The 19417-nt window shown below is 73.3% G+C and carries 16 protein-coding genes and 1 tRNA gene; 10 read left to right on the forward strand and 7 right to left on the reverse strand.

Going from position 1 to position 19417, the window contains the following annotated elements:
• Positions 1–129 precede the first annotated feature (129 nt).
• A complete protein-coding gene (locus ACI2LY_RS26050; RefSeq protein ID WP_404709267.1) occupies positions 130–1269 on the reverse strand; it encodes an ABC transporter ATP-binding protein in 1140 nt (379 codons plus the stop codon).
• A gap of 209 nt (positions 1270–1478) precedes the next feature.
• Here ACI2LY_RS26050 and ACI2LY_RS26055 point away from each other — a divergent pair.
• A tRNA-Thr gene (locus ACI2LY_RS26055) sits at positions 1479–1552 on the forward strand.
• A 34-nt stretch (positions 1553–1586) separates the two neighbouring features.
• The gene (locus tag ACI2LY_RS26060; RefSeq protein WP_404709268.1) at positions 1587–2360 is read left to right on the forward strand and encodes a glycosyltransferase family 2 protein; all 774 of its coding nucleotides are present in this window, start codon (positions 1587–1589) and stop codon (positions 2358–2360) included.
• A 69-nt stretch (positions 2361–2429) separates the two neighbouring features.
• Here ACI2LY_RS26060 and ddaH read toward each other — a convergent pair whose 3' ends face one another.
• From ddaH to ACI2LY_RS26080, 4 genes are all read right to left on the reverse strand, one after another.
• On the reverse strand, positions 2430–3296 hold the full coding sequence (gene ddaH / locus ACI2LY_RS26065; protein ID WP_404709269.1) for a dimethylargininase: 867 nt from the start codon (positions 3294–3296) through the stop codon (positions 2430–2432).
• A gap of 127 nt (positions 3297–3423) precedes the next feature.
• On the reverse strand, positions 3424–4722 hold the full coding sequence (locus ACI2LY_RS26070; RefSeq protein WP_404709270.1) for an MFS transporter: 1299 nt from the start codon (positions 4720–4722) through the stop codon (positions 3424–3426).
• Positions 4723–4752: 30 nt separating this feature from the next.
• Positions 4753–6138, reverse strand: coding sequence for an FAD-binding oxidoreductase (locus ACI2LY_RS26075; protein WP_404709271.1), 1386 nt, complete (start codon positions 6136–6138; stop codon positions 4753–4755).
• A gap of 1 nt (position 6139) precedes the next feature.
• Positions 6140–6472 carry a hypothetical protein gene (locus tag ACI2LY_RS26080; protein ID WP_404709272.1) on the reverse strand — a complete coding sequence of 111 codons (333 nt, stop codon included), beginning with the start codon at positions 6470–6472 and terminating at the stop codon, positions 6140–6142.
• A 177-nt stretch (positions 6473–6649) separates the two neighbouring features.
• Here ACI2LY_RS26080 and ACI2LY_RS26085 point away from each other — a divergent pair, with 177 nt between their 5' ends.
• The 8 genes from ACI2LY_RS26085 (at position 6650) to ACI2LY_RS26120 (ending at position 16051) form a co-directional block, all read left to right on the forward strand.
• Entirely contained in the window at positions 6650–7927 is a 1278-nt protein-coding gene (locus ACI2LY_RS26085; protein WP_404709273.1) for an acetyl-CoA carboxylase biotin carboxylase subunit family protein, read from the forward strand.
• Between the two features lie 86 nt (positions 7928–8013).
• On the forward strand, positions 8014–9309 hold the full coding sequence (locus ACI2LY_RS26090; protein ID WP_404709274.1) for a lysine N(6)-hydroxylase/L-ornithine N(5)-oxygenase family protein: 1296 nt from the start codon (positions 8014–8016) through the stop codon (positions 9307–9309).
• 41 nt (positions 9310–9350) lie between these two features.
• The gene (locus ACI2LY_RS26095) at positions 9351–9728 is read left to right on the forward strand and encodes a cupin domain-containing protein (RefSeq protein ID WP_404709275.1); all 378 of its coding nucleotides are present in this window, start codon (positions 9351–9353) and stop codon (positions 9726–9728) included.
• Positions 9725–11329 carry a class I tRNA ligase family protein gene (locus ACI2LY_RS26100; RefSeq protein WP_404709276.1) on the forward strand — a complete coding sequence of 535 codons (1605 nt, stop codon included), beginning with the start codon at positions 9725–9727 and terminating at the stop codon, positions 11327–11329. The genes ACI2LY_RS26095 and ACI2LY_RS26100 overlap by 4 nt, the downstream gene beginning before the upstream one ends.
• Positions 11330–11424: 95 nt before the next feature.
• Positions 11425–12546 carry an NAD(P)/FAD-dependent oxidoreductase gene (locus tag ACI2LY_RS26105; RefSeq protein WP_404709277.1) on the forward strand — a complete coding sequence of 374 codons (1122 nt, stop codon included), beginning with the start codon at positions 11425–11427 and terminating at the stop codon, positions 12544–12546.
• A gap of 25 nt (positions 12547–12571) precedes the next feature.
• Positions 12572–13816, forward strand: coding sequence for an ATP-grasp domain-containing protein (locus ACI2LY_RS26110; protein ID WP_404709278.1), 1245 nt, complete (start codon positions 12572–12574; stop codon positions 13814–13816).
• 35 nt (positions 13817–13851) lie between these two features.
• A complete protein-coding gene (locus ACI2LY_RS26115; protein ID WP_404709279.1) occupies positions 13852–15114 on the forward strand; it encodes an ATP-grasp domain-containing protein in 1263 nt (420 codons plus the stop codon).
• Positions 15115–15214: 100 nt separating this feature from the next.
• On the forward strand, positions 15215–16051 hold the full coding sequence (locus tag ACI2LY_RS26120) for an isocitrate lyase/phosphoenolpyruvate mutase family protein (protein WP_404709280.1): 837 nt from the start codon (positions 15215–15217) through the stop codon (positions 16049–16051).
• Positions 16052–16115: 64 nt separating this feature from the next.
• On the opposite strand, the gene ACI2LY_RS26125 is transcribed toward ACI2LY_RS26120, so the two are convergent.
• Entirely contained in the window at positions 16116–17798 is a 1683-nt protein-coding gene (locus ACI2LY_RS26125) for a DUF885 domain-containing protein (protein WP_404709281.1), read from the reverse strand.
• 16 nt (positions 17799–17814) lie between these two features.
• A complete protein-coding gene (locus ACI2LY_RS26130) occupies positions 17815–19200 on the reverse strand; it encodes an NB-ARC domain-containing protein (RefSeq protein WP_404709282.1) in 1386 nt (461 codons plus the stop codon).
• Positions 19201–19417 lie beyond the last annotated feature (217 nt).

Genomic DNA, 19417 nt, shown 5'->3' on the forward strand with positions numbered 1-19417 from the left:
TTCTGGGTAGGGGGTTGACGCCGGGCGCCCGAATTGATCCCTGTGCCGGGATATCCGCCGAACCGTGCCGGGGTACGCGGAAGGGGGCCCCGCGGGACCCCCTTCCGGTGAACTGCCTGTGTGCTCCGGTCAGTCGGAGAGGCGCTCGCCCGTGGAGGTCGAGAACACGTGGATCTCGCCCGGCCGCGGTACGACGTGCAGCGTGGAGCCCTTCTCCGGCACCTGACGGCCGTTCACCCGGACGACGAGGTCCCGGACGTCGCCGCCGACCTCGACGGCGCCGTAGACGTAACCGTCGGCGCCCAGCTCCTCGACGACGTTGACCGCGACGGCGAGTCCGGCCGGGGCGTCGGCGCTGTCCTTGGTCAGCGCGGTGGCCGCCGCGCCGCCGCCCAGCTCGACCACGTCGAAGTGCTCGGGGCGGACGCCGACCGTCACGGTGGTGTCGCCCCGGTCGGCGGCGGCCGAGAGCGCTTCCCGGCCGACCGGCACCACGCTGTTGCCGAACTTCACGCCGCCGTCGGTGATCGGCACCTCGACCAGGTTCATCGCGGGGGAGCCGATGAAGCCCGCGACGAAGAGGTTGGCGGGGCGGTCGTACATGTTGCGCGGGGTGTCGACCTGCTGGAGCAGGCCGTCCTTCAGCACGGCCACCCGGTCGCCCATCGTCATGGCCTCGACCTGGTCGTGGGTGACGTAGACGGTGGTGGTGCCCAGGCGCCGCTGGAGCGAGGCGATCTGGGTGCGGGTGGAGACGCGGAGCTTGGCGTCCAGGTTGGACAGCGGCTCGTCCATGAGGAAGACCTGCGGCTCGCGGACGATGGCGCGGCCCATGGCGACACGCTGGCGCTGACCGCCGGAGAGGGCCTTCGGCTTGCGGTCCAGGTACTCGGTGAGGTCGAGGATCTTGGCGGCCTCCTCGACCTTCGCCCGGATGTCCGACTTGTTGACGCCCGCGATCTTCAGGGCGAAGCCCATGTTGTCGGCGACCGTCATGTGCGGGTACAGGGCGTAGTTCTGGAACACCATGGCGATGTCCCGGTCCTTGGGCGGCAGGTGGGTGACGTCGCGGTCGCCGATGCGGATGGCGCCGCCGTTGACGTCCTCGAGCCCCGCGAGCATGCGGAGCGAGGTGGACTTGCCGCAGCCGGACGGGCCGACGAGGACGAGGAACTCGCCGTCCTCGATGGCGATCTCCAGGGCGTCGACGGCGGGCTTGGTCGCCCCCGGATAGATCCGGGTCGCCTTGTCGAACGTGACAGTGGCCATGGTGAAGGGCCCCCTTCTACCGGCAGGAACGTGCCGGACGATCCGTTGTAGGAAGGTGGTTCGGGTGGTTCACCCAGGTGAACCAGCTCAGGACCGTACCCGCCGCCCACCTGCCCTGTCAGTACCCGGACGCCCTCGAATTTCCCCCGGCCTCCCGCGTCCGCGCATGGGTACACTTCACAGGCACGGACCCCTCGGGGCCCGTCCACGCCTCCTTAGCTCAGCTGGCCAGAGCAACGCACTTGTAATGCGTAGGTCGTCGGTTCGAATCCGACAGGGGGCTCCGAGATCGCCGCCGCCCTGCGAGGAGAAGTGCTGTGCCCCTGGTGTCCGTCGTGATGCCCGTCTACAACTCGGCGGACACCCTCGGTGCCGCGGTCCGGTCGGTGCTCACGCAGACGCACGCGGACCTGGAGCTGCTGGTCACCGACGACAAGTCCTCCGACGGCTCCCTGGACCTGCTCATGGAGTTCGCCCGCCAGGACGAGCGGGTGCTGCCGCGGTCGGCGCCCGAGCAGGGCGGTGCCGGACGGGCCCGCAACCTCGCGATCGAGCGGGCCCGCGGGGACTACGTCGCGTTCCTCGACAGCGACGACATGTGGCTCCCGGAGAAGACCGAGCGGCAGCTCGAGTTCGCCGCCGGGGGGAACGCGCCTCTGACGTTCACGTCCTATTACAAGATGGACGCCGACTACGACGGCGAGAGCACCGAGTTCCGTCCGAACGGGCGGGTGATCCGTGCGCGGGAGCATGTGGACTACCGCGCGATGCTGGTGCGGGACCACATTGGCGCGCTGACCGCCATGTACGACCGCAACATCCTGGGCACGAGGCTGATGCCGGAGATGCGGAAGCGGCAGGACTACGCCCTGTGGCTGTCGATCATGCGGGACGGCGCCGACGCGCGGGGTCTGCTCGAGCCGCTCGCGGTGTACCGGGCCCACCAGGCGGGATCGCTGTCCTCCAACAAGCTGTCCCTCGTCCAGTACAACTGGGAGCTGTACCGCGAGCACGAGGGGCTGTCCGTCCCGCGGGCGACGCGGGCGCTGGCCGGTGCGGTGTGGCAGTCGCTGCGGAACTCGCGCGTCTAGGAAGCACGACCGGTGCCGCCGTTCCCCCGCCGAGGGGCGGCGAGAGCGGCGGCACCTGGACTACCTGGCTCAGCGCTCGCGCAGCTCCAGGGTGCAGCACTTCACACTGCCGCCCGCCTTGAGCAGTTCGGAGAGTTCGACGCCGATCGGCTCGAAGCCGCGGGCGCGCAACTGGGTGTGCAGGCCCTCGGCGGCGGCCGGGAGGAGCACATGACGGCCGTCGGAGAAGGCGTTCAGGCCGAAGACGGCGGCGTCCTCGGCTGAGGCGAGCACCGCGTCCGGGAACATCTCCCGCAGCACGGCCCGGCTGCCCGGCGTGAACGCCTCCGGGTAGTACATGATCTCGTCGTCCGAGAGCACCGACAGCGCGGTGTCCAGGTGGTAGTGCCGGGGGTTGACGAGGGTCAGCGAGGTCACCGGCAGCCCGAAGAACTCCTGCGCCTCGGCGTGCGCGCGGATGTCGGTACGGAAGCCCGTACCGGCCAGGACGCGTCGGCCGACGGTGAGGATGTCGCCCTCGCCCTCGTTGATGAACTCCGGCCACAGCACGTCCTGGTAGCCCTGCTCCTGGAACCACCGCAGATATGCGGGCCCCTCGGCGGTGCGCTCGGCGTGCCGGAAGCGGGCGCCGTACACCTTGCCGTCCACCACGGTCGCGCCGTTGGCGGCGAACACCATGTCGGGCAGGTCCTCGACCGGCTTGATCTCCTCGACGGTGTGGCCCAGCTCGATGTAGAGATCGCGCAGCCCCTCCCACTGGCGCAGGGCGAGCGAGTTGTCGGTGGCGCGCTCCGGGTTCATCCACGGGTTGATCGAGTAGGTGACGTCGTAGTGCCGCGGGCGGCACATCAGGAGCCTGCGGCGGGTGGCGACCCGCGCGGGGCGCTCGTCGCGGGCGGCCGAGTCGGTGGCGGGGATGGTGTCGCTGACAGGCACGGGTTCTCCTAGACGGGTGCTCACAGGTGGTGAGAGAGAGGGTGTGGGGAAAAGGTGGTCCGGGGGTTCCGGCCCGCCCACGGGGTGGGCGGACGGGCCGGGTGGAACAGGGGGAGCGCGGCGGGGGTCAGCCGGTGACGGCCGCGTCCTCGCGGGCGCCGGTCGCGGCGGCCGGGTCGTCCGGGGCCGGGGCGGGCTCGTCCGAGGCGCGCAGACCGGCCCAGGCCAGCGCCGCCGCCAGCACGCCGAGGACCGCGCAGGTGACCCAGATCCCGTCGCCCCACTGGGTCCACACCAGCATGCCGAGCGCCGGTCCGACCGCCGAGCCGAGGCCGAAGACGGCCTGGGAGGCGGCGATGTAGCGGCCGCGGACCCGCTCCTCGGCCTTGGCCGGGTGCGCCCACAGGGTCGGCCCGCTGACCATCAGGCCGCCGACGCTGACCGCCGTGGTGAGCAGGATCAGCGCGGGCACGCTGCCCGGCAGACCGAAGCCCGCGATGCCGAGGCAGTACACGAACGTCCCCACGGTCGCCGCCGTGCTCGCCCGCCACCGGCTCACCCGGGCCGTCACCGCCAGCTCCAGGCTGATCAGCAGCACCGAGGACAGGGTGAGGACCACGCTGTAGAGCGCGGTGGAGTGGCCCGCGTCGGCCAGGTCGACCGGCAGCACCGCGAAGAACTGGGCGTAGACCAGCGCGCTGAACAGCATCGACGTCAGATAGAACAGGAAGCGGTGATCGCGCAGCATGATCCCGTACGCCGACCCCTTGTCCTGTTCGGCGGCGGCCGCGTCGGCCGGGCCCTCGGCGGAGGTCTTCGCGGCGGGCTTCGGCAGCAGGGTGGCGGCGAGCAGGGCGTAGGTCAGGGCGGTGGCGCCGTCGAACCAGAACAGCAGGTTCCAGTTGATCTGGATCAGCCCCGCGGCCAGCAACGGTCCGGCGGCGGCGCCGATGTTCATGGCGATCCGGAGCATCGAGAAGCCCATGACCCGGTACTCGTCCGGCATCAGGTCGCTCAGCATCGCGGAGGCGGCGGGCCGGTAGGACTGGGTCATCAGGCCCAGCAGGACCACCAGCGCGAGCAGCACCGGATAGCTGCCGGGGGTGGCCAGCCACGGGATGACGAAGACCAGGACCGAGGACCCGCCCATCGCGGTGACGATGGTGGTGCGGCTGCCGAGCCGGGAGGCCAGTTCGCCGCCCAGCACGGTGCCCGCGACCGCGCCGACCCCGTACGCGCCGAGCAGGAAGCCGGCCCGGTCGAGGCCGTAGCCGCGGTGCGTCAGGTACAGCACCAGGAAGGTCTGGACGAAGGCGCCGAGCTGGTTGAGCAGCACGCCGCCGAGCAGGTAGCGGACCGCGCGCGGCGTCGACCGCAGCGCGTCGAAGACACCTGGGGCGTCGTCCTTGGACTTGGGCACACTCATCGCGTCACTTCCGTCTGGGTGGGGGGAGGGTCAGGTGCCGATGGCCTGGTCGAAGGAGAAGACGCCTTCGGGGTCGTACTTCTCCTTCACCTGCGTCAGGCACGCGTAGTTGGCGCCGTAGTAGGCCGTGCGCCAGTCGGTGAGTTCCGGGTCGACGAAGTTCTGGTAGGCGGAGCCGGTGACGTGCGGGGCCATCGCGGAGTGCAGGCCGTTCAGCCAGTCGAGGTTCGCGTCGACCTGGGCGGGGCTGTCGTCCTCCGTCCACGCGGTGTCCATCGACACCAGGAAGAGGGTGTCGCGGTGGACGAAGGCGGTGGCGTCGGGGGCCACCCGGTTGATGGCGCCGCCCCAGGAGAACAGTCCCGCGCCGCCGCCGTCGCCGTTGTGGCTGCCGGGCCAGCGCTCCACCCAGGACAGCAGGGTCTGCACGCCCTCGGCGGCCAGCGGCTCGCGGATGTAGTTGGAGCGCAGCGCGAACTGGTCGCCACTGGTGGCGTGGACCATGTACTTGTTGGCCTCCCAGAACGTCCGCTCGGTCACGTCCCGCGACACCGGGGCCGCGGCGGACAGCACCGGGTCCAGGATCTCCAGGCAGTCCCGCGCGGAGCCGAAGTACTGGCCCTGCAAGGTGACTTCGAGGTTGTCGCGGATCGCGCGGAGCCCCGTGCCGTATGTCCACACCCCGAGCCGGGCCGCGAAGTCGTCCGGTGCCCGCTCCACCATGCGCTGCCCGGCGTCCAGGACGGCGGCCGCGTCCGCCCACTTCCAGGTGAGGTGGAAGGTGGTGACATCGGGCACCGGGCGGGCCTGGAAGGTGAGGGAGACGTTGATGCCGAAGTTGCCGCCGCCGCCGCCCTTGCACGCCCAGAACAGGTCCGGGTTCTCCCGCTCACTGGCCACCACCAGGGAGCCGTCGGCCAGCACGATGGAGGTCTCCACGAGGGCGTCCGCGGTCAGGCCGTAGCGGCGGGCCGCGAACGCCGCGCCGCCGCCCAGCGCGAGACCGGCCACGCCGACCGTGGGGCTGGTGCCGGTGGAGAAGACCATCTCGTGCGGCTGCATCGCGTCGTAGACATGGCTGATCTTCGCGCCGCCGCCCGCCGTCACCAGCCCGGTGGAGCCGTCGGCGGTGGTCCCGGTGAGGCGGCTGAGGTCGATGACCAGACCCTCGTTGACCGAGTAACCGGCGAAGCTGTGGCCGCCGTTGCGGGCCACCACGGGCAGGCCCTGCTCCCGCGCCCAGGTGAGGGCCCGCCGGACGTCCTCGGTGTGGGCCGCGGTGACGACGGCCGCCGGGACGCGGTCGCCGTAGCGGGTGTTGAACAGCTTGGACCCCACCCGGAAGCCCGCGCTGCCCGGCAGGAACACGCGGCCCTGAACCTCCCCGGCGAGCGCGCGGAAGTCGGCACCGGCCATCTCAGACCACCTCTTCGAGGCAGGAGACCCCGCTGTCGGCGTCCGCGCCGTACCGCTCCCAGCGCTCGTGCAGCCGGACCCGGCCGTCGGCCAGGACCTCGGGCGTGTTCACACTGCGGCCGGAGATCACCCGCCCGTCGTCCAGGACCATGCTGTACGAGAAGCTGATGACGCCCGCCGGGTCGCGGGTGCCCGCCAGGGAGCCGCGCCGGACGTCGCCCCCGGCGAACTCGGCCCACACCAGGTCACCCTGCTGCCGGTAGAGCGCCACGGGTGCGTGCCGCGCCGGGTCCGTGAGGACCTTCCTGAATCGCTTGCCGTCGTAATCGATCACGTCAGCCATGGAAGCGGCGCCCGGAGTTGCCCGGAAGAGCGGCGGCCGACGGCCAATCAACCGGCTGCCGGGGGACCCCTGACCGGGGTTGACCGGTGTTGCCGGTCATGGCTTCCGGTCAACGCCCGCACCCTCTGGAATCGGACGTGTCACTCGGCTTCAGGAGGCGAACAGCGCGTGGACGACAACGGCGCACACATCGGCGCGGACGGCGGGCCCGGCACGGACGGCGTGATCCTGCTCATCGGCTGCGGCATGCGCGAGTACCGCGAATACCTGCTGGCCGGTGCGGCCGCCGCCCACCCCGTCTGGCTGTTCACGGGCGAGGAGCCCGACTGGCAGGCCCCCTACCTCACGGGTCACACCGTGGTGGACGTCACCGACCGCGCCGCCGTGCTCGCGGCGGCCCGGGAGCTGGCCGCGCACGTCCCCGTGCGGGGCACCCTCAGCTGGGACGAGACCCTGATCGTGACCACCGCGCACGTCGCGGAGGCGCTCGGGCTGCCCGGCGCGGGTGTGGACGGGGTGGAGGGCTGCCGGGACAAGTTCCGCAGCCGTCGGGTGCTGACCGAGGCGGGGGTCGCCCAGCCGCGCTTCGCCTACGTGGACACCGCCGAGGAGGCGCTCACGGCGGCCGCGGAGATCGGCTACCCGGTCATCGTCAAGCCGCGCGGGATGGGCGCCAGCATCGGCGTCGTGCTCGCGGCCGACGCCGGTGAGGTCGCCGGGGCGTTCCGCACCGCCGACGAGGCCAGCCAGATCGGCGCCGTGCCCTACCGCAGCGGCGCGCTGGTCGAGGAGTACCTCGAGGGCCCGGAGATCAGCATCGACGCCGCCGTCGTCGACGGCGAGTACCACCCCCTGTTCGTGGCCCGCAAACAGGTCGGACTCTTCCCGTACTTCGAGGAGATCGGCCACCATGTCGCCGCCGACGACCCGCTGCGCACCGACGAGACGCTGCTCGGCATGGTCCGCGCCGCGCACCGCGCCATCGGCTATCGCCACGGCATCACCCACACCGAGGTGAAGCTCACCGCGCGCGGCCCGGTCATCGTCGAGATCAACGGCCGCCTCGGCGGCGACCTCATCCCGCGCCTGGGCCAGCTGGCCACCGGCATCGACCCGGCCCGCGCCGCCGTGCGCGCCGCGCTCGGCCTGCGTCCCGACTTCACCGACACCGAGCACCGCACGGTCGGCATCCGCTTCGGCTACCCGCCCGAGGACTGCGAGGTCCGCTCCGTGCTCCCGCCGACCGAGGCCGAGGGCCTGCTGGCCGCCGAGGCGATCGCCGAGCCCGGCACCGAGCTGCGGCTGCCGCCGAACGGCTATCTCGCCCGGCACTCCTACGTCATCGTCACGGGCGCGGACCCGGCCGAGACCGACGCACGGCTGGACGCGGCGGCGGCGCTGGTCCGCCTCGACGCGACGCCGCTGGCCGTGCCGGTCCCGGCCTGACGACGCGGGGGACCGCCGCCTCCCGCGACCGCCAGCCGCACCGCAAGTCCCTTTCCGCTTCTTCCCGGTCTTAATGGAGTTCTCTCATGGCACACCGCACCGTCGAACTGCTCGCCGTCGGCGCCGGCCCGGCGAACCTCGCCCTCGCGGTCGCGCTCGAGGAACTGGCCCCCGAGCTGGCGGGCCGGACCCTCGTGGTCGAGCGCGAGGAGGACGTCGTGTGGCAGCGAGGCATGCTGCTGCCCGAGGCGCTGAGCCAGGTCTCCTTCCTCAAGGACCTGGTCACCATGCGCAATCCGCGCAGCGGGTTCTCCTTCCTCAGCTTCCTCCAGGCCCGCGGCCGACTGGACGCGTTCGTCAACCTGGGCAGCTGGGTGCCCTACCGCAGCGAGATATCGGAGTACCTCCAGTGGGTCGCCGACTCGCTGGAGCGGGTGGACGTCGAGTACGGGCGCGGGGTCGCGTCGGTGACCCCGGTGCTCGGCGAGGACGGCGAGGTCAGCGGCTGGACGGTCGAACTGGCCGACGGCGACACGGTCGGCTGCCGCTACCTGGCGGTCGGCGCCGGACGGGACGCGCATGTCCCGGCCGTGTTCGAGGGGCTGCCCGCCGAGCGCGTCGTCCACTCCACCCAGTACCTCCAGCGCATCAAGTCCGTCCCCACCGACCGGCCGCTCCGGGTCGCCGTCGTCGGCGGGGCGCAGAGCGCGGCCGAGCTGTTCGGTGCCGCCCTGCGCGACCTGCCCGACTGCCGGCCGACCATGATCATGCGCTCGATCGGTCTGAACGGCTACGAGAGCAGCAAGTTCACCAACGAACTCTTCTACTCGTCGTTCGTCGAGGACTTCTACCAGGCGGCCCCCGACGCCCGCCGCCAGTTGCTCGCCGAGATGCACCGTTCCAACTACGGCGGCCTCGCCCCGGCCACCCTCGACGGCCTGTACCGGCAGTTCTACCAGGACCGGCGGGACGGCACCGACCGGCTCGGCATGCGCACCATGACCGACATCACCGGCTCCGCGACCGACGGCGACGACATCGTGCTGACCCTCGCCGACCGCCGCAGTGGTGCTGTCAGCGAGCTGCGCACCGACCTCGTGCTGCTCGGCACCGGCTTCGACCGGGCCATGCCCCGCCTGGTCCGCGACCTCGGCGCCCAGCTCGGCCTGGACGAGTTCGCGGTCAGCCGCCACTACCGCCTGGACCTCGGCCGCCCGGCCACCGGCGGCCTCTACCTCCAGGGCGTCAACGAGGCCACCCACGGCATCGCCGACTCCCTGCTCAGCGTCCTGGCCACCCGGTCGGCGGAGATCACCGCGGACCTCCTCGCGCACCGCGCCGAGCACCCGGCCGGGGAGCGCGAGCCCGCCCTCGCCGCCTGACCATCCCCTGCCCCGCAGCCCCAGCAGAAGGACCACCACCCGTGCTGATCAAGAACCTCCACCGCGCCGGTCTCACCCACGAGAACGGCCTCGACGCCCAGCGTCTGCTGCCCTGGCCCGAGCTGAACGCCCCCTTCGAGGGCTCCTGGTGCGTGATCCGCCCCGGTACCGCCTCGACCCCGCACGCCCACCACGAGTACGAGATCTTCATCGCCCTGCGCGGCGAGGCGTTCCTCGAGTCCGGCGGCGAGCGGGTGCCCTTCAACGCCGGCGACATCGTGCACTTCCCGCCCCACCAGGAGCACCGCGTCGTCAACGACTCCGACACCGACTTCGAGATGTACAGCGTGTGGTGGGACGCCGAGATGTCCGAGCGCTTCACCGCCCGTCACACCAGCCAGGAAGGCGTGGGCGCATGACCTCCGACCAGCGGCGCACCGTCATCATCGGCCCCCCGCCCACCCCCAACGGCGATCTGCACGTCGGCCACATAGCGGGCCCCTACATGGCCGCCGACGTGCACGCCCGTTACCTGCGCGCCACCGGCCGACCGGTGCTGTACACGACCGGCACCGACGACAGCCAGACCTATGTGGTCTCCAGCGCGGCCAAGCTCGGCACCGCCCCCGAGGTCCTCGCCGACAAGTCCTGGCACGACATCCGCGAGACGCTCGCCCTGATGGGCATCTCCGTCGACGGTTTCGCCCCCTTCGACGACGGCTACCGCGCGATGGCCCTGGACTTCCTCACCCGGCTGCACGAGGCGGGCAAGTTCACCCTGCGCACCGTACGGCTGCCCTACGTCGAGGCCACCGGCGAGTTTTTGATGGAGGGCCTGGTCAGCGGCGGTTGCCCGGTCTGCCTGGCGGTCAGCCGGGGCGGGCTGTGCGAGAGCTGCGGGCACCCCAACAACTTCACCGAGCTGACCGACCCGCGCTCCACCGTCGACCCCGACGCCGAGGTCACCTACCGCGAGACCGAGATCCTGGTGCTCCCGCTGGAGGAGTACCGGGAGCAGCTCACCGCCTTCCACGAGGCCAAGGCGTCCACCTGGCGGCCGCACATCGTGCAGCTGACGCGGGAACTGCTGGCCCGCCCGCTGCCCGACTTCCCCATCACCTACCCGACGGGCTGGGGCATCCCCGCCCCGTTCCCGGAGACCCCGGGCCAGGTGATCAACGCCTGGGCGGAGGGCATGCCCGCCTCCATGTACTGCACGGCGGTCGCCCAGCGCGCCCACGGTGAACAGCCCGCCTCGGACGACGAGTTGTGGCTCGCCGAGCAGGACATCCGGCTGGTCTACTTCCTCGGCTTCGACAACGCCTACTTCTGGGGCCTGACCCACCTGAGCCTGCTCCTCGCCCACGAGGGCCGGTACGTCGTCCCGGACGCCATCGTCTGCAACGAGTTCTACGAGCTGGAGAACGAGAAGTTCTCCACCAGCAAGGGCCATGTGGTGTGGACCCGCGACCTGGTCCGCGAGGTCCCGCGCGACCTGGTCCGCTTCCACCTCGCCCTCACCGCCCCCGAGCACGCCCGCACCAACTTCTCCCGCGCCGCGCTGGAGAAGATCGCCGCCGAGCGGCTGGTCGAGCCCTGGAACCGGCTGGCCGCCCTGCTCGGCAAGGCGGTCGCGGAACTCGGCGCCCAGGGCGTGGAGCTGCCGGTGTCCGAGGCGGCCAACGCCCGCCGGGCGGCGATGGCCGAGCGGTTCGCGTCCGGGTACGCCCTGACCGGGTACAGCCTCAGCCGCACGGCCGACCTGATCCCGCTGCACACCGCGCGCCTGCTGGGCCGTGCCGAGACCCTGCTCGACGGGCTCACCCCGGCCGACCGCGAGGCGAACCTCGCCGAACTGGGCGACCTGTTCGCCGAGACCCGGACCCTGCTGGCCGCGGCCTCGCCGATCCTCATCGACCTCGCCGAACGGGCCCGCCCCGACGGCGGCTTCGACGGCACCTTCGCGCTCGCGCCGACCGAGCGGTCCACCAGGGCGTTCACCGTCCCGGTGTTCGGCTGACCCCGCCGCGGCCGGTGCGCCCGGACCCCTCCGGACCCACCGGCCGCCCCCCCTTCCCCCAGACCCCGTTCCCGACCAGCGAAAGGAGGTGCCCGATGCGGATCACCGTGGTGGGCGGCGGGGTGATCGCTCTGCTGGCGACCGTGGAGTGCGCCCTCGACGGACACCGGGTCACGGTCGTCGACCAGGGCCCCATCCCGTACAGCCGGGCCACCTCTTTCGACCAGCACCGCATCCTGCGGGCCCTGCACCCGGCCGACCCGGCCGCCACCGGGGCCGCTCTCCGCGCCCACCGGCGCTGGCTGGACCTGGAGGAACTGCTCGCCACCCGCTTCTACGAACGGGTCGGCGCGCTCACCATGCTGCCGCCCGCCGCCGCCGACGAGGGCGCCCGGCTGCTCACCGACGCGGGCGGCCACGCCCGCACGCTCACCACGACCGCGCTCGCCGACCGCTACCCGCACCTGTCCCTCGACGGCGCCCTCGCGGGCGTGCTGGAGGACGAGGCGGGCGTGCTGCTCGCCGAGCGGGTGCTCGCCGCCTGCGTGGCGTGGCTCAAGTACCAGCCCGGCATCGACCTCGTACCCCACCGCCCGGTGGCCGAGGTCGACGGGGAGCGCGGGCGGGTCAGGTTCGCCGACGGGCAGGTCCTCGACGCGGACGGCGTCCTGGTCGCCGTGGGTCCCTGGGCGCGGGACCTGCTGCCGGAGCGGGTGGCCAAGACCCTCACCCTGTACCGGCAGTCGCTGCTGTACTGCCGGGTCCCCGCCGGGCAGGCGGCGGCCTGGGCGGCCACCCCGGCCGTGCCCGCGCTCGGCACCCGGCGCGGCGCCTGGCTGATCCCGCCGGTGGCCGGTACCGCGCTCAAGGTGACCTCCGCCGCGCTGTGCCGCGAGGTCGACGCCATCACCGACCACCGCACGCCCGGGGAGTACCAGCGGGAACTGGCCGCCGAGTTCGGCGATCTGCTGCCGGGCTTCTCCCCGGCCTGGGTGCTCGGGGCCAAGGACTGCTACTACCTGTCGTCCGCCGACACCGGTGGCCCGCTCGTGGTCACCCTCGGCGCCGCCGCGCTCGCCTACGCGGCCTGCGGCGGCTCCTCGTTCAAGTTCGCGCCGCTGATCGCCCGCTCCCTCGCCGACCGTGTCCTCGGCCGCACCCCCGCCCCGACCGGCCTCACGGCCCTGGACACCGCCCCCCTCGACGTCTCCCCGTGAACCACGCAGAACCGAAAGGAACGCCATGAAGCTCCTGGCGATCGAAGCCCGGCAGAACGCCACCTACTACGTCTCCCGCTACGAGCAGGTCGTCGGCCTGGGCGCCGACCTCTACGTCCTCAACGGCGAGGGCACCGACGACTTCTGGCGCGCCGACCGCTACCGCGTCGCCGGTTCGCGGGAGGTGGCCGACCTGATCGCGGCGGCCAAGGAGTGGCACGCCGAGGAGCGGTTCGAGGGCGTCCTCACCTTCTCCGAGTCCGGCGTCCTCGCGGTCGCCGCCGTCGCCGAGGCCCTCGGCCTGCCCGGCATCGGGCTGGAGGCCGCCCGCGCCAGCCGCAACAAGCTGCTGATGCGCCAGGCCCACGAGCGCGGCGGGGCCGCCCACCCGTCCTTCCGCTACGTCACCGACGAGGCCGAAGCCCTGGCCGCCGCCGAGGAGTTCGGCTACCCGGTGATCGTCAAGCCCACCCTGGGCGCCGCCTCCAACTACGTCTTCCGCGCCGACGACGCCGACGAGCTGCGCGCCCGCCACGCCCAGGCCGCCGAGGGGCTGACCGAGCTGTCCTGGTACGCCATGGAGGCGGGCGGCCTCGACCTCGGCCCGCACGGCCTGCTGATCGAGTCCTTCCTCGACGGCGACGAGTACCTCATCGAGGCCGTGGCCTGGGACGACGAGGTCTACCTCGGCTCGATCGTGGACCGGGTCACCGCCGAGGGCGACACCTTCGACGACGACGTCCACCACGCGCCCACCGCGCTCACCCCCGAACAGGTCACCGCCGTCCACGAGGTCGTCGCGGCCGGTGCCCGCGCCCAGGGACTGGTGCGCAGCGTCATGCACGCCGAGGTCCGCTTCCACGACGGCCGCCCGCACCTGGTGGAGATCGCCGCCCGCCCCGGCGGCGGAGGGCTGGACCACATGGCCCGCATCTCCGCGGGCCACGACCCGATCGCCGCCGTCGCCGACGTGGCCCGCGGGGTCCGCCCGGCGTTGCGGCACTACACGCCGACCGGCGTGCACACCGCCGCGATGTGCCTGCTGCCGCCCGCCTCCGGCCACGTCGAGGAGATCCACGTACCCGACGAACTGGTCGAGCACGACGGTGTCTTCTTCTTCAAGCTCACCGCCCGGCCCGGCGACCTGGTCCGCCGTCCGCCGGAGGGCAACAGCATCCTCGGCTTCCTCGGGGTCACCGGCACCTCCTTCGAGGACGCGATGTCCACCGCCGAGGACCTGGCCGGCCAGGTCCGCGCCGACCTGCGCTGAACCGCCGCCCGCACCGAACCACAGGAGACCCCGAAATGACCGAACGTCCCGTGATCATGGTCGGCTTCGTGCCGGTGGCGGTGACCTCGCTCGCCGAGTTCCAGCCCGAGGGCTCGGTGATCGTCGTCGACGAACCCGACGTCATCCGCAAGCGCGAACTGCGGCCCAAGGCCGACGAGGCCCCCGTGGTCCGCGAGCTGATCGCCTGGGAGTACCAACTTGAAGGCGCCGCCGACGAGTTCTACAACACCCACCCCGACCTGGACCCGGCCGCGATCGCCCCGCTCCAGGAGTACGCCACCCCCTTCGCGGCCCGCCTCGCCGAGCGCTACGGCCTGCCGACCGGCGGCTACGGCGCCCTGCGGACCCTGCGCGACAAGGCCCTGCTGCGCCGGGTCAGCGCCGCCGCGGGCATCCTCAACCCCGAGTCGGCCGAGGTCACCTCGCCCGACGAGGTCCGCGCCTTCATGGCCGCCCACCCCGGCCCCGCCGTCCTCAAGCCCGCCAACCGGCAGGCCGCCCTCGGCACCCGCCTCCTCGCCTCCGCCGACGAGATCGACGAGGCGTGGGCGGAGGCCACCGCCATGGACGAGGGCGTCATGGTCCCCGACCGCGGCATCGAACTGCGCATGCTGGTCGAACGCCGGGTGCGCGGGCGCGAGTACAGCGTGGAGATGCTGGTCGAGTCCGGCCGTCCCCGGTTCGCCAACGTCACCGGCAAGGACCTCTTCCCCGGCACCCGCCCGGTCGAGCTGGGCCACCTGGTGCCCGCCGACATCCCCGCCGGACTGGACGCGGAGCTGCGCGCCGAGACCGGGCGCCTGCTGCGCTCCGTCGGCTTCGGCACCGGAATCGCCCACTGCGAGTGGATCGTCGAGGACGGCCGCCCCTACCTGGTCGAGTGCGCGGGCCGCTTCCCCGGCGACGGCATCGTGGACCTCATCGACCGCGCCTACCGGATCGACCTGGTCCGCGCCTTCTGGACCCTGATGAAGGGCGAGCCGCTCACCGCCGAACTGCCCGCCGAGGCGCCCGGCGCCGCCGCCATCCGCTTCCTGCACACCGGGGAGAGCGGGGTCGTCGAGTCCGTCGCCGGTGTCGAGGCGGCGCGCGCGTCGGCCGGGGTGGAGGTGTGCGCGGTGTCCGTGGAGCCCGGCGCCGAGGTGCGCGAGCTGCGCAGCTCCTGGGACCGCGTCGGCTCGGCCGTCACCGAGGCCGCCACCGGCGCCGAGGCGCACGCCCTCGCCGTACGCGCACTGGAGACCATCGAGATCAAGGTCCGGCCCGGACAGGTCTGACCGCGCTGCTCCCGGCCCGTCCGAATCTCGCCCCTCGTGTCCGGGGACGTGTGACGATCGTCCGCACTTGCCCCGCATCGCCGAAAGGAACAAGAAAACAATGACAGTCGACCAGAGCACGAAGGACAAGGCCGCCCGGCTGCGCGCCCTCGGCACCGACACCGTCCTCGTGCTGCCCAACGCCTGGGACGCGGCCAGCGCCGCCGTCATCGCCGCCGCGGGCGCCCCGGCCATCGCCACCACCAGCGGAGGCGTGGCCTGGTCCCTCGGCAAGGGCGACGGCCAGCAGGCCACCCGCGAGGAGATGCTCGCCGCCGCCGCGCGCATCGCCGCCGCCGTGGACGTCCCGGTCACGGTCGACGTGGAGGGCGGCTACGGCGCCGACCCGGCCGAGGTCGCCCGGACCGTCGCCGCGGTGGTCGCCGCCGGTGCCGTCGGCATCAACCTGGAGGACTCCCGCGCGGCCGGGGGCCCGCTGTTCACGCCCGAGGAGCAGGCCGCGCGCATCGCCGCCGCCCGTACCGCCGCCGCCGAGGCCGGGCTGCCCGAGCTGGTGATCAACGCCCGCACGGACGTGTACCTCTTCGGCATCGGCGAGGAGTCCGGCCGCCAGGCCGACGTGCTCACCCGCGCCGCCGCCTACGCCGAGGCGGGCGCCGACGGCCTCTTCGTCCCCGGGCTGCTCGACCTGCCCGCGCTCACCGACCTGGCGGAGCGCTCCCCGCTCCCGGTCAACGCCATGGCGGGCCCCGGCGGCCCCTCCGTCGCCGAACTGGCCAAGGCGGGCGTGCGCAGGGTCAGCGTCGGTACCGGCGTCGCCCAGGCCGCGTACACCGCGGCCCGCCGCGCCACGCTGGAGCTGCTGGGCGCGGGCAGCTACGACGAGCTGGCCGACTCGCTGGACTTCTTCCAGATGAACGGCCTGTTCAGCGGCTGACGACCGCGCCGCGCAACACGAAGGGGGCCGGTCACCCGGCCCCCTTCCCGCGTAGAGGCCCCGCTCAGCGCCCGGCGGTCCAGCGGGCGACCACCTGGTCCAGCACGTCCAGCGGCAGCGCGCCGTTGCCGAGCACCAGGTCGTGGAAGGCGCGCACGTCGAACGCCGGACCCAGCTCCCGCGCGGCCCGCTGACGCAGCCGCTGGATCTCCAGCCGCCCCGTCATGTACGACAGCGCCTGGCCCGGCCACTCGATGTACCGGTCGGTCTCGTTGCCAACCTCGACCTCGGCCAGCACCGTGTGCGCGCGCAGGAAGGCGACCGCCCGGTCCCGGCTCCAGCCGAAGTGGTGCAGCCCGGTGTCCACGACCAGCCGGGCCGCCCGCAGCGAGTCCATCGCCAGCATGCCGAGCCGCGCCGACGGCCCGGAGTACAGGCCCATCTCGTCGGCCAGCCGCTCCGCGTAGAGGCCCCAGCCCTCGATGTAGGCGTTGATCCACGCGATCCGGCGCAGCCGGGGCAGCCCGGTCAGCCGCTGGGCGAGGGAGAGCTGCACATGGTGGCCCGGCACCGCCTCGTGGAACGCGGTCGCCTCCGCCAGTACCCGCGAACGCTCCGCCGCACGCTCGGTGTTGGCGTGGTAGGTGCCCGGCCGCGACCCGTCCAGCGCGGCAGGCATGTACCAGGCCAGGGGCGCGCCCGGCACCTCCCGTCCGTCCAGTACGCAGGGCGCCGACGGCAGCCGCCCGAACCGGCGCGGCGCGGCCGCCTCGGCCCGCGCGATGGCCGTACGGGCGGCCGACAGCATCTCCTCGGGGCCGCTCCACCGCAGCCGGACGTCGGAGCGCAGCCGCTCGCGCACCTCCTCGGCGGTCGGCGCGCCCCCGAACGCCCGCGCCCCCACCCGCGCGTACTCGTCCTCCAGCGCGGTGAGCAGGTCGAGGCCGGTTTGGTGCAGTTCCTCGGGGGAGCGGTCGGTGGTGGTGTGCACGCGGACCAGTGCGGCGTAGTGCTCCTGGCCGTCCGGCAGATGGCACAGGCCGGGCGTCTCGGGGGTGCGTCCGCGCGGGGCGAGTTCGCCGTCCAGCACCTCCCGGTAGGCGGCGAACGCGGGGCGCACCGACCCGTCGATCAGCCGGTCCCGCTCGGCGTGGTGCCGCGGTGACAGCGGTACGGCCCGCAGCGCGTCCCCGGCCGGATCGGCGAGGTGGGCGTCGAGCCGCGCGACGGCCGTACGCACCCGCTCGGCCACCGGCAGCCGCCCGGCCGCCAGTCCCGCCCGGTGCCGCCGGGTCGCCCGCGCCAGGAACTCGGGTATGCCCGCGAGCCGTTCCAGGTGCCCGCGCTCCTGTTCCTCGCCCAGCGGACGCACCTCGGGCAGCGGGCCCAGGAGCTGGCCGAGCGGAGAGGTCTGGTAGTCGGCCACGGTGTGCTCCACCAGCCGGGTACCGAGCCGGTCGGCGATCGCCCGCGCCTGCTGCACGACCACGGCCCGGGTCACCTCCTCCCCGGCGTCCGCGGCCGGTGCCCGCCCGGCGCGCTCGGCGAGACCGGCCGCCCGCTCGATCAGCGCCGCCTGCCCCTCCTCCGAGAGGTCCGGAAGCCGTCCGACGGTCTCCGGGCACCCTTCCAGCGCGTCGTCCAGCGGGGTCTCCGCGACGATGAGTTCGACGGTCTCCTCGGCCAGCAGGGCCACCGGGGTGACGGGGCTCGGCGGGGCGGCGGGGTCGATGGTGGGACTGGTCATTCTCGGGGTTCTCCTGTCATGGCGTGACGACGGCGTCGCGCGGTACCCGGTCTGGACCGGGCGCCGCCTGCTCGGCCCGCGCCCGGGCGAACTGCCGTACCAGGGGCGGGAGTCCGTACTGTCCGACGACGTCCGTCCGCTCCAGCAGCCCGGCGTCGTGCAACTCCTCCATGGACTCCGCCGCCCGGTCCTGGGCGAGAACGGTCGCGAACACCCGGACCACCGTGTCCACGGACGGTACGGCCGGGGTGGCGGCGGACCGGCGCAGTGCGAGGCGGGCCTGCGGGGTGAGCCCGTGGCAGGCGCTCTCGAAGCGCTCGGCCAGGCTCTCGTCCCCCACCCGGAGCCGGGCGAACAGCCCCTCCCCGGCGAGCAGGTCGGCGACCGCCTCGGCGAGCAGCGCCTCCGGGCGGGCCGCCAGTCCGCGCGCCGCCAGCGTCAGGGCGAGCGGCAGATCGCCGCAGGCGTCGGCGAGCAGCAGCCCCGCCCGAGGGGCGGAGGCCAGCCGTTCGGGGCCGAGCACCGAGGCGAGCAGGTCCATCGACTCGTCCCGGTCCAGCACGGGCAGCGCCAGGCGCCGTACCCCGTCCAGACCGAGCAGCCGGGAGCGCGCGGTCAGCACGATCCGGCAGTGCGGGGCGGCCACCAGCAGTTCGCGGACCTGGCGCTCGTGGCGCACCCCGTCGAACACCACCAGCAGCCGCCGCTCGCGCAGCACCGACCGGTACAGTCCCACGCGCCGCGCCGGATCGTCGGGCACCAGCTCCGGGGGGAGACCGAGCGCCCGCACCACGTCACCCGCGATACCTGCCGCGTCCACGGGGCCACCGGCCGCCGGGTCGAGGTCCACGTACAGCTGCCCGTCCGGGAGGCCGGACCCCAGCTCGCGGGCCAGCCGCAGCGCGAACGCCGACTTGCCGACCCCGGCCAGGCCGTGCACCAGCAGCGGCGCCGCGGCTCCGGCCGCCGGGTCGGTCAGCCGACGCGCCCGGCCCAGCAGCGCGCCGCGGCCGACCAGCGGGCGTGCGCACAGGGGGAGTTCGTTGGGGACCGGTGGCAGCGCCCGTAACGCCGCGTCCCGCAGCCGGGTCTCCCGCGCCTGGTGCGCCGCCCGGGGGTCCGGTCTGCCCTGGCCGCCGTCCTCCCGCGCGGCTCTGCGCCAGCGCCGCTCCCACTCCGCCCGTTCCCCGCCGCACGCCTCGGCGAAGGCGAGTGCCACCTGAAGACTCGGCAGCTGGTATCCGGCCGCCGCGTCCGACAGCACCGAAGCGGAGAACAAGGCCCGCTTCGCCAGCTCCCGGTAACTGGGGGAGCCCGCCCCGGCCCGGAGCCGACGCAGCTCCTGGGCGAAGGCGGTGGCCGGTCCGGCATCCAGCGCCAACGGCTTCTCCGGTCTGCCCACGTTCCAGCTCCTCGGGGAAATCGGGGGCGGTCCGCCGCGGGGTCGCCGCCCGGTCTCCGCCGTCTGCTGACTGCCTCCCGAGACTCCGGCCCGTCGTTCCCGATCCCCTCCCGTCGCGATACCGCTGCCGGATTCGTCGCTTCCCTTACCTTTCAGTCGGCCGATTGCTTATGATCCGGCTGGCCCGAGTCCCTGGTGGGGGGGATGCGGGACACCG

Source organism: Streptomyces sp. NPDC002176, assembly GCF_044903645.1.
Classification (GTDB): domain Bacteria; phylum Actinomycetota; class Actinomycetes; order Streptomycetales; family Streptomycetaceae; genus Streptomyces.

Excerpts from the sequence above, each read along its gene's own strand:
- ACI2LY_RS26050 (WP_404709267.1), bottom strand. The coding sequence starts at position 1,269 with ATGGCCACTGTCACGTTCGACAAGGCGACCCGGATCTATCCGGGGGCG.
- ACI2LY_RS26070 (WP_404709270.1), bottom strand. The coding sequence starts at position 4,722 with ATGAGTGTGCCCAAGTCCAAGGACGACGCCCCAGGTGTCTTCGACGCG.
- ACI2LY_RS26125 (WP_404709281.1), bottom strand. The coding sequence starts at position 17,798 with ATGACCAGTCCCACCATCGACCCCGCCGCCCCGCCGAGCCCCGTCACC.
- ACI2LY_RS26100 (WP_404709276.1), top strand. The coding sequence starts at position 9,725 with ATGACCTCCGACCAGCGGCGCACCGTCATCATCGGCCCCCCGCCCACC.
- ACI2LY_RS26115 (WP_404709279.1), top strand. The coding sequence starts at position 13,852 with ATGACCGAACGTCCCGTGATCATGGTCGGCTTCGTGCCGGTGGCGGTG.
- ACI2LY_RS26090 (WP_404709274.1), top strand. The coding sequence starts at position 8,014 with ATGGCACACCGCACCGTCGAACTGCTCGCCGTCGGCGCCGGCCCGGCG.
- ACI2LY_RS26120 (WP_404709280.1), top strand. The coding sequence starts at position 15,215 with ATGACAGTCGACCAGAGCACGAAGGACAAGGCCGCCCGGCTGCGCGCC.
- ACI2LY_RS26110 (WP_404709278.1), top strand. The coding sequence starts at position 12,572 with ATGAAGCTCCTGGCGATCGAAGCCCGGCAGAACGCCACCTACTACGTC.
- ACI2LY_RS26105 (WP_404709277.1), top strand. The coding sequence starts at position 11,425 with ATGCGGATCACCGTGGTGGGCGGCGGGGTGATCGCTCTGCTGGCGACC.
- ACI2LY_RS26075 (WP_404709271.1), bottom strand. The coding sequence starts at position 6,138 with ATGGCCGGTGCCGACTTCCGCGCGCTCGCCGGGGAGGTTCAGGGCCGC.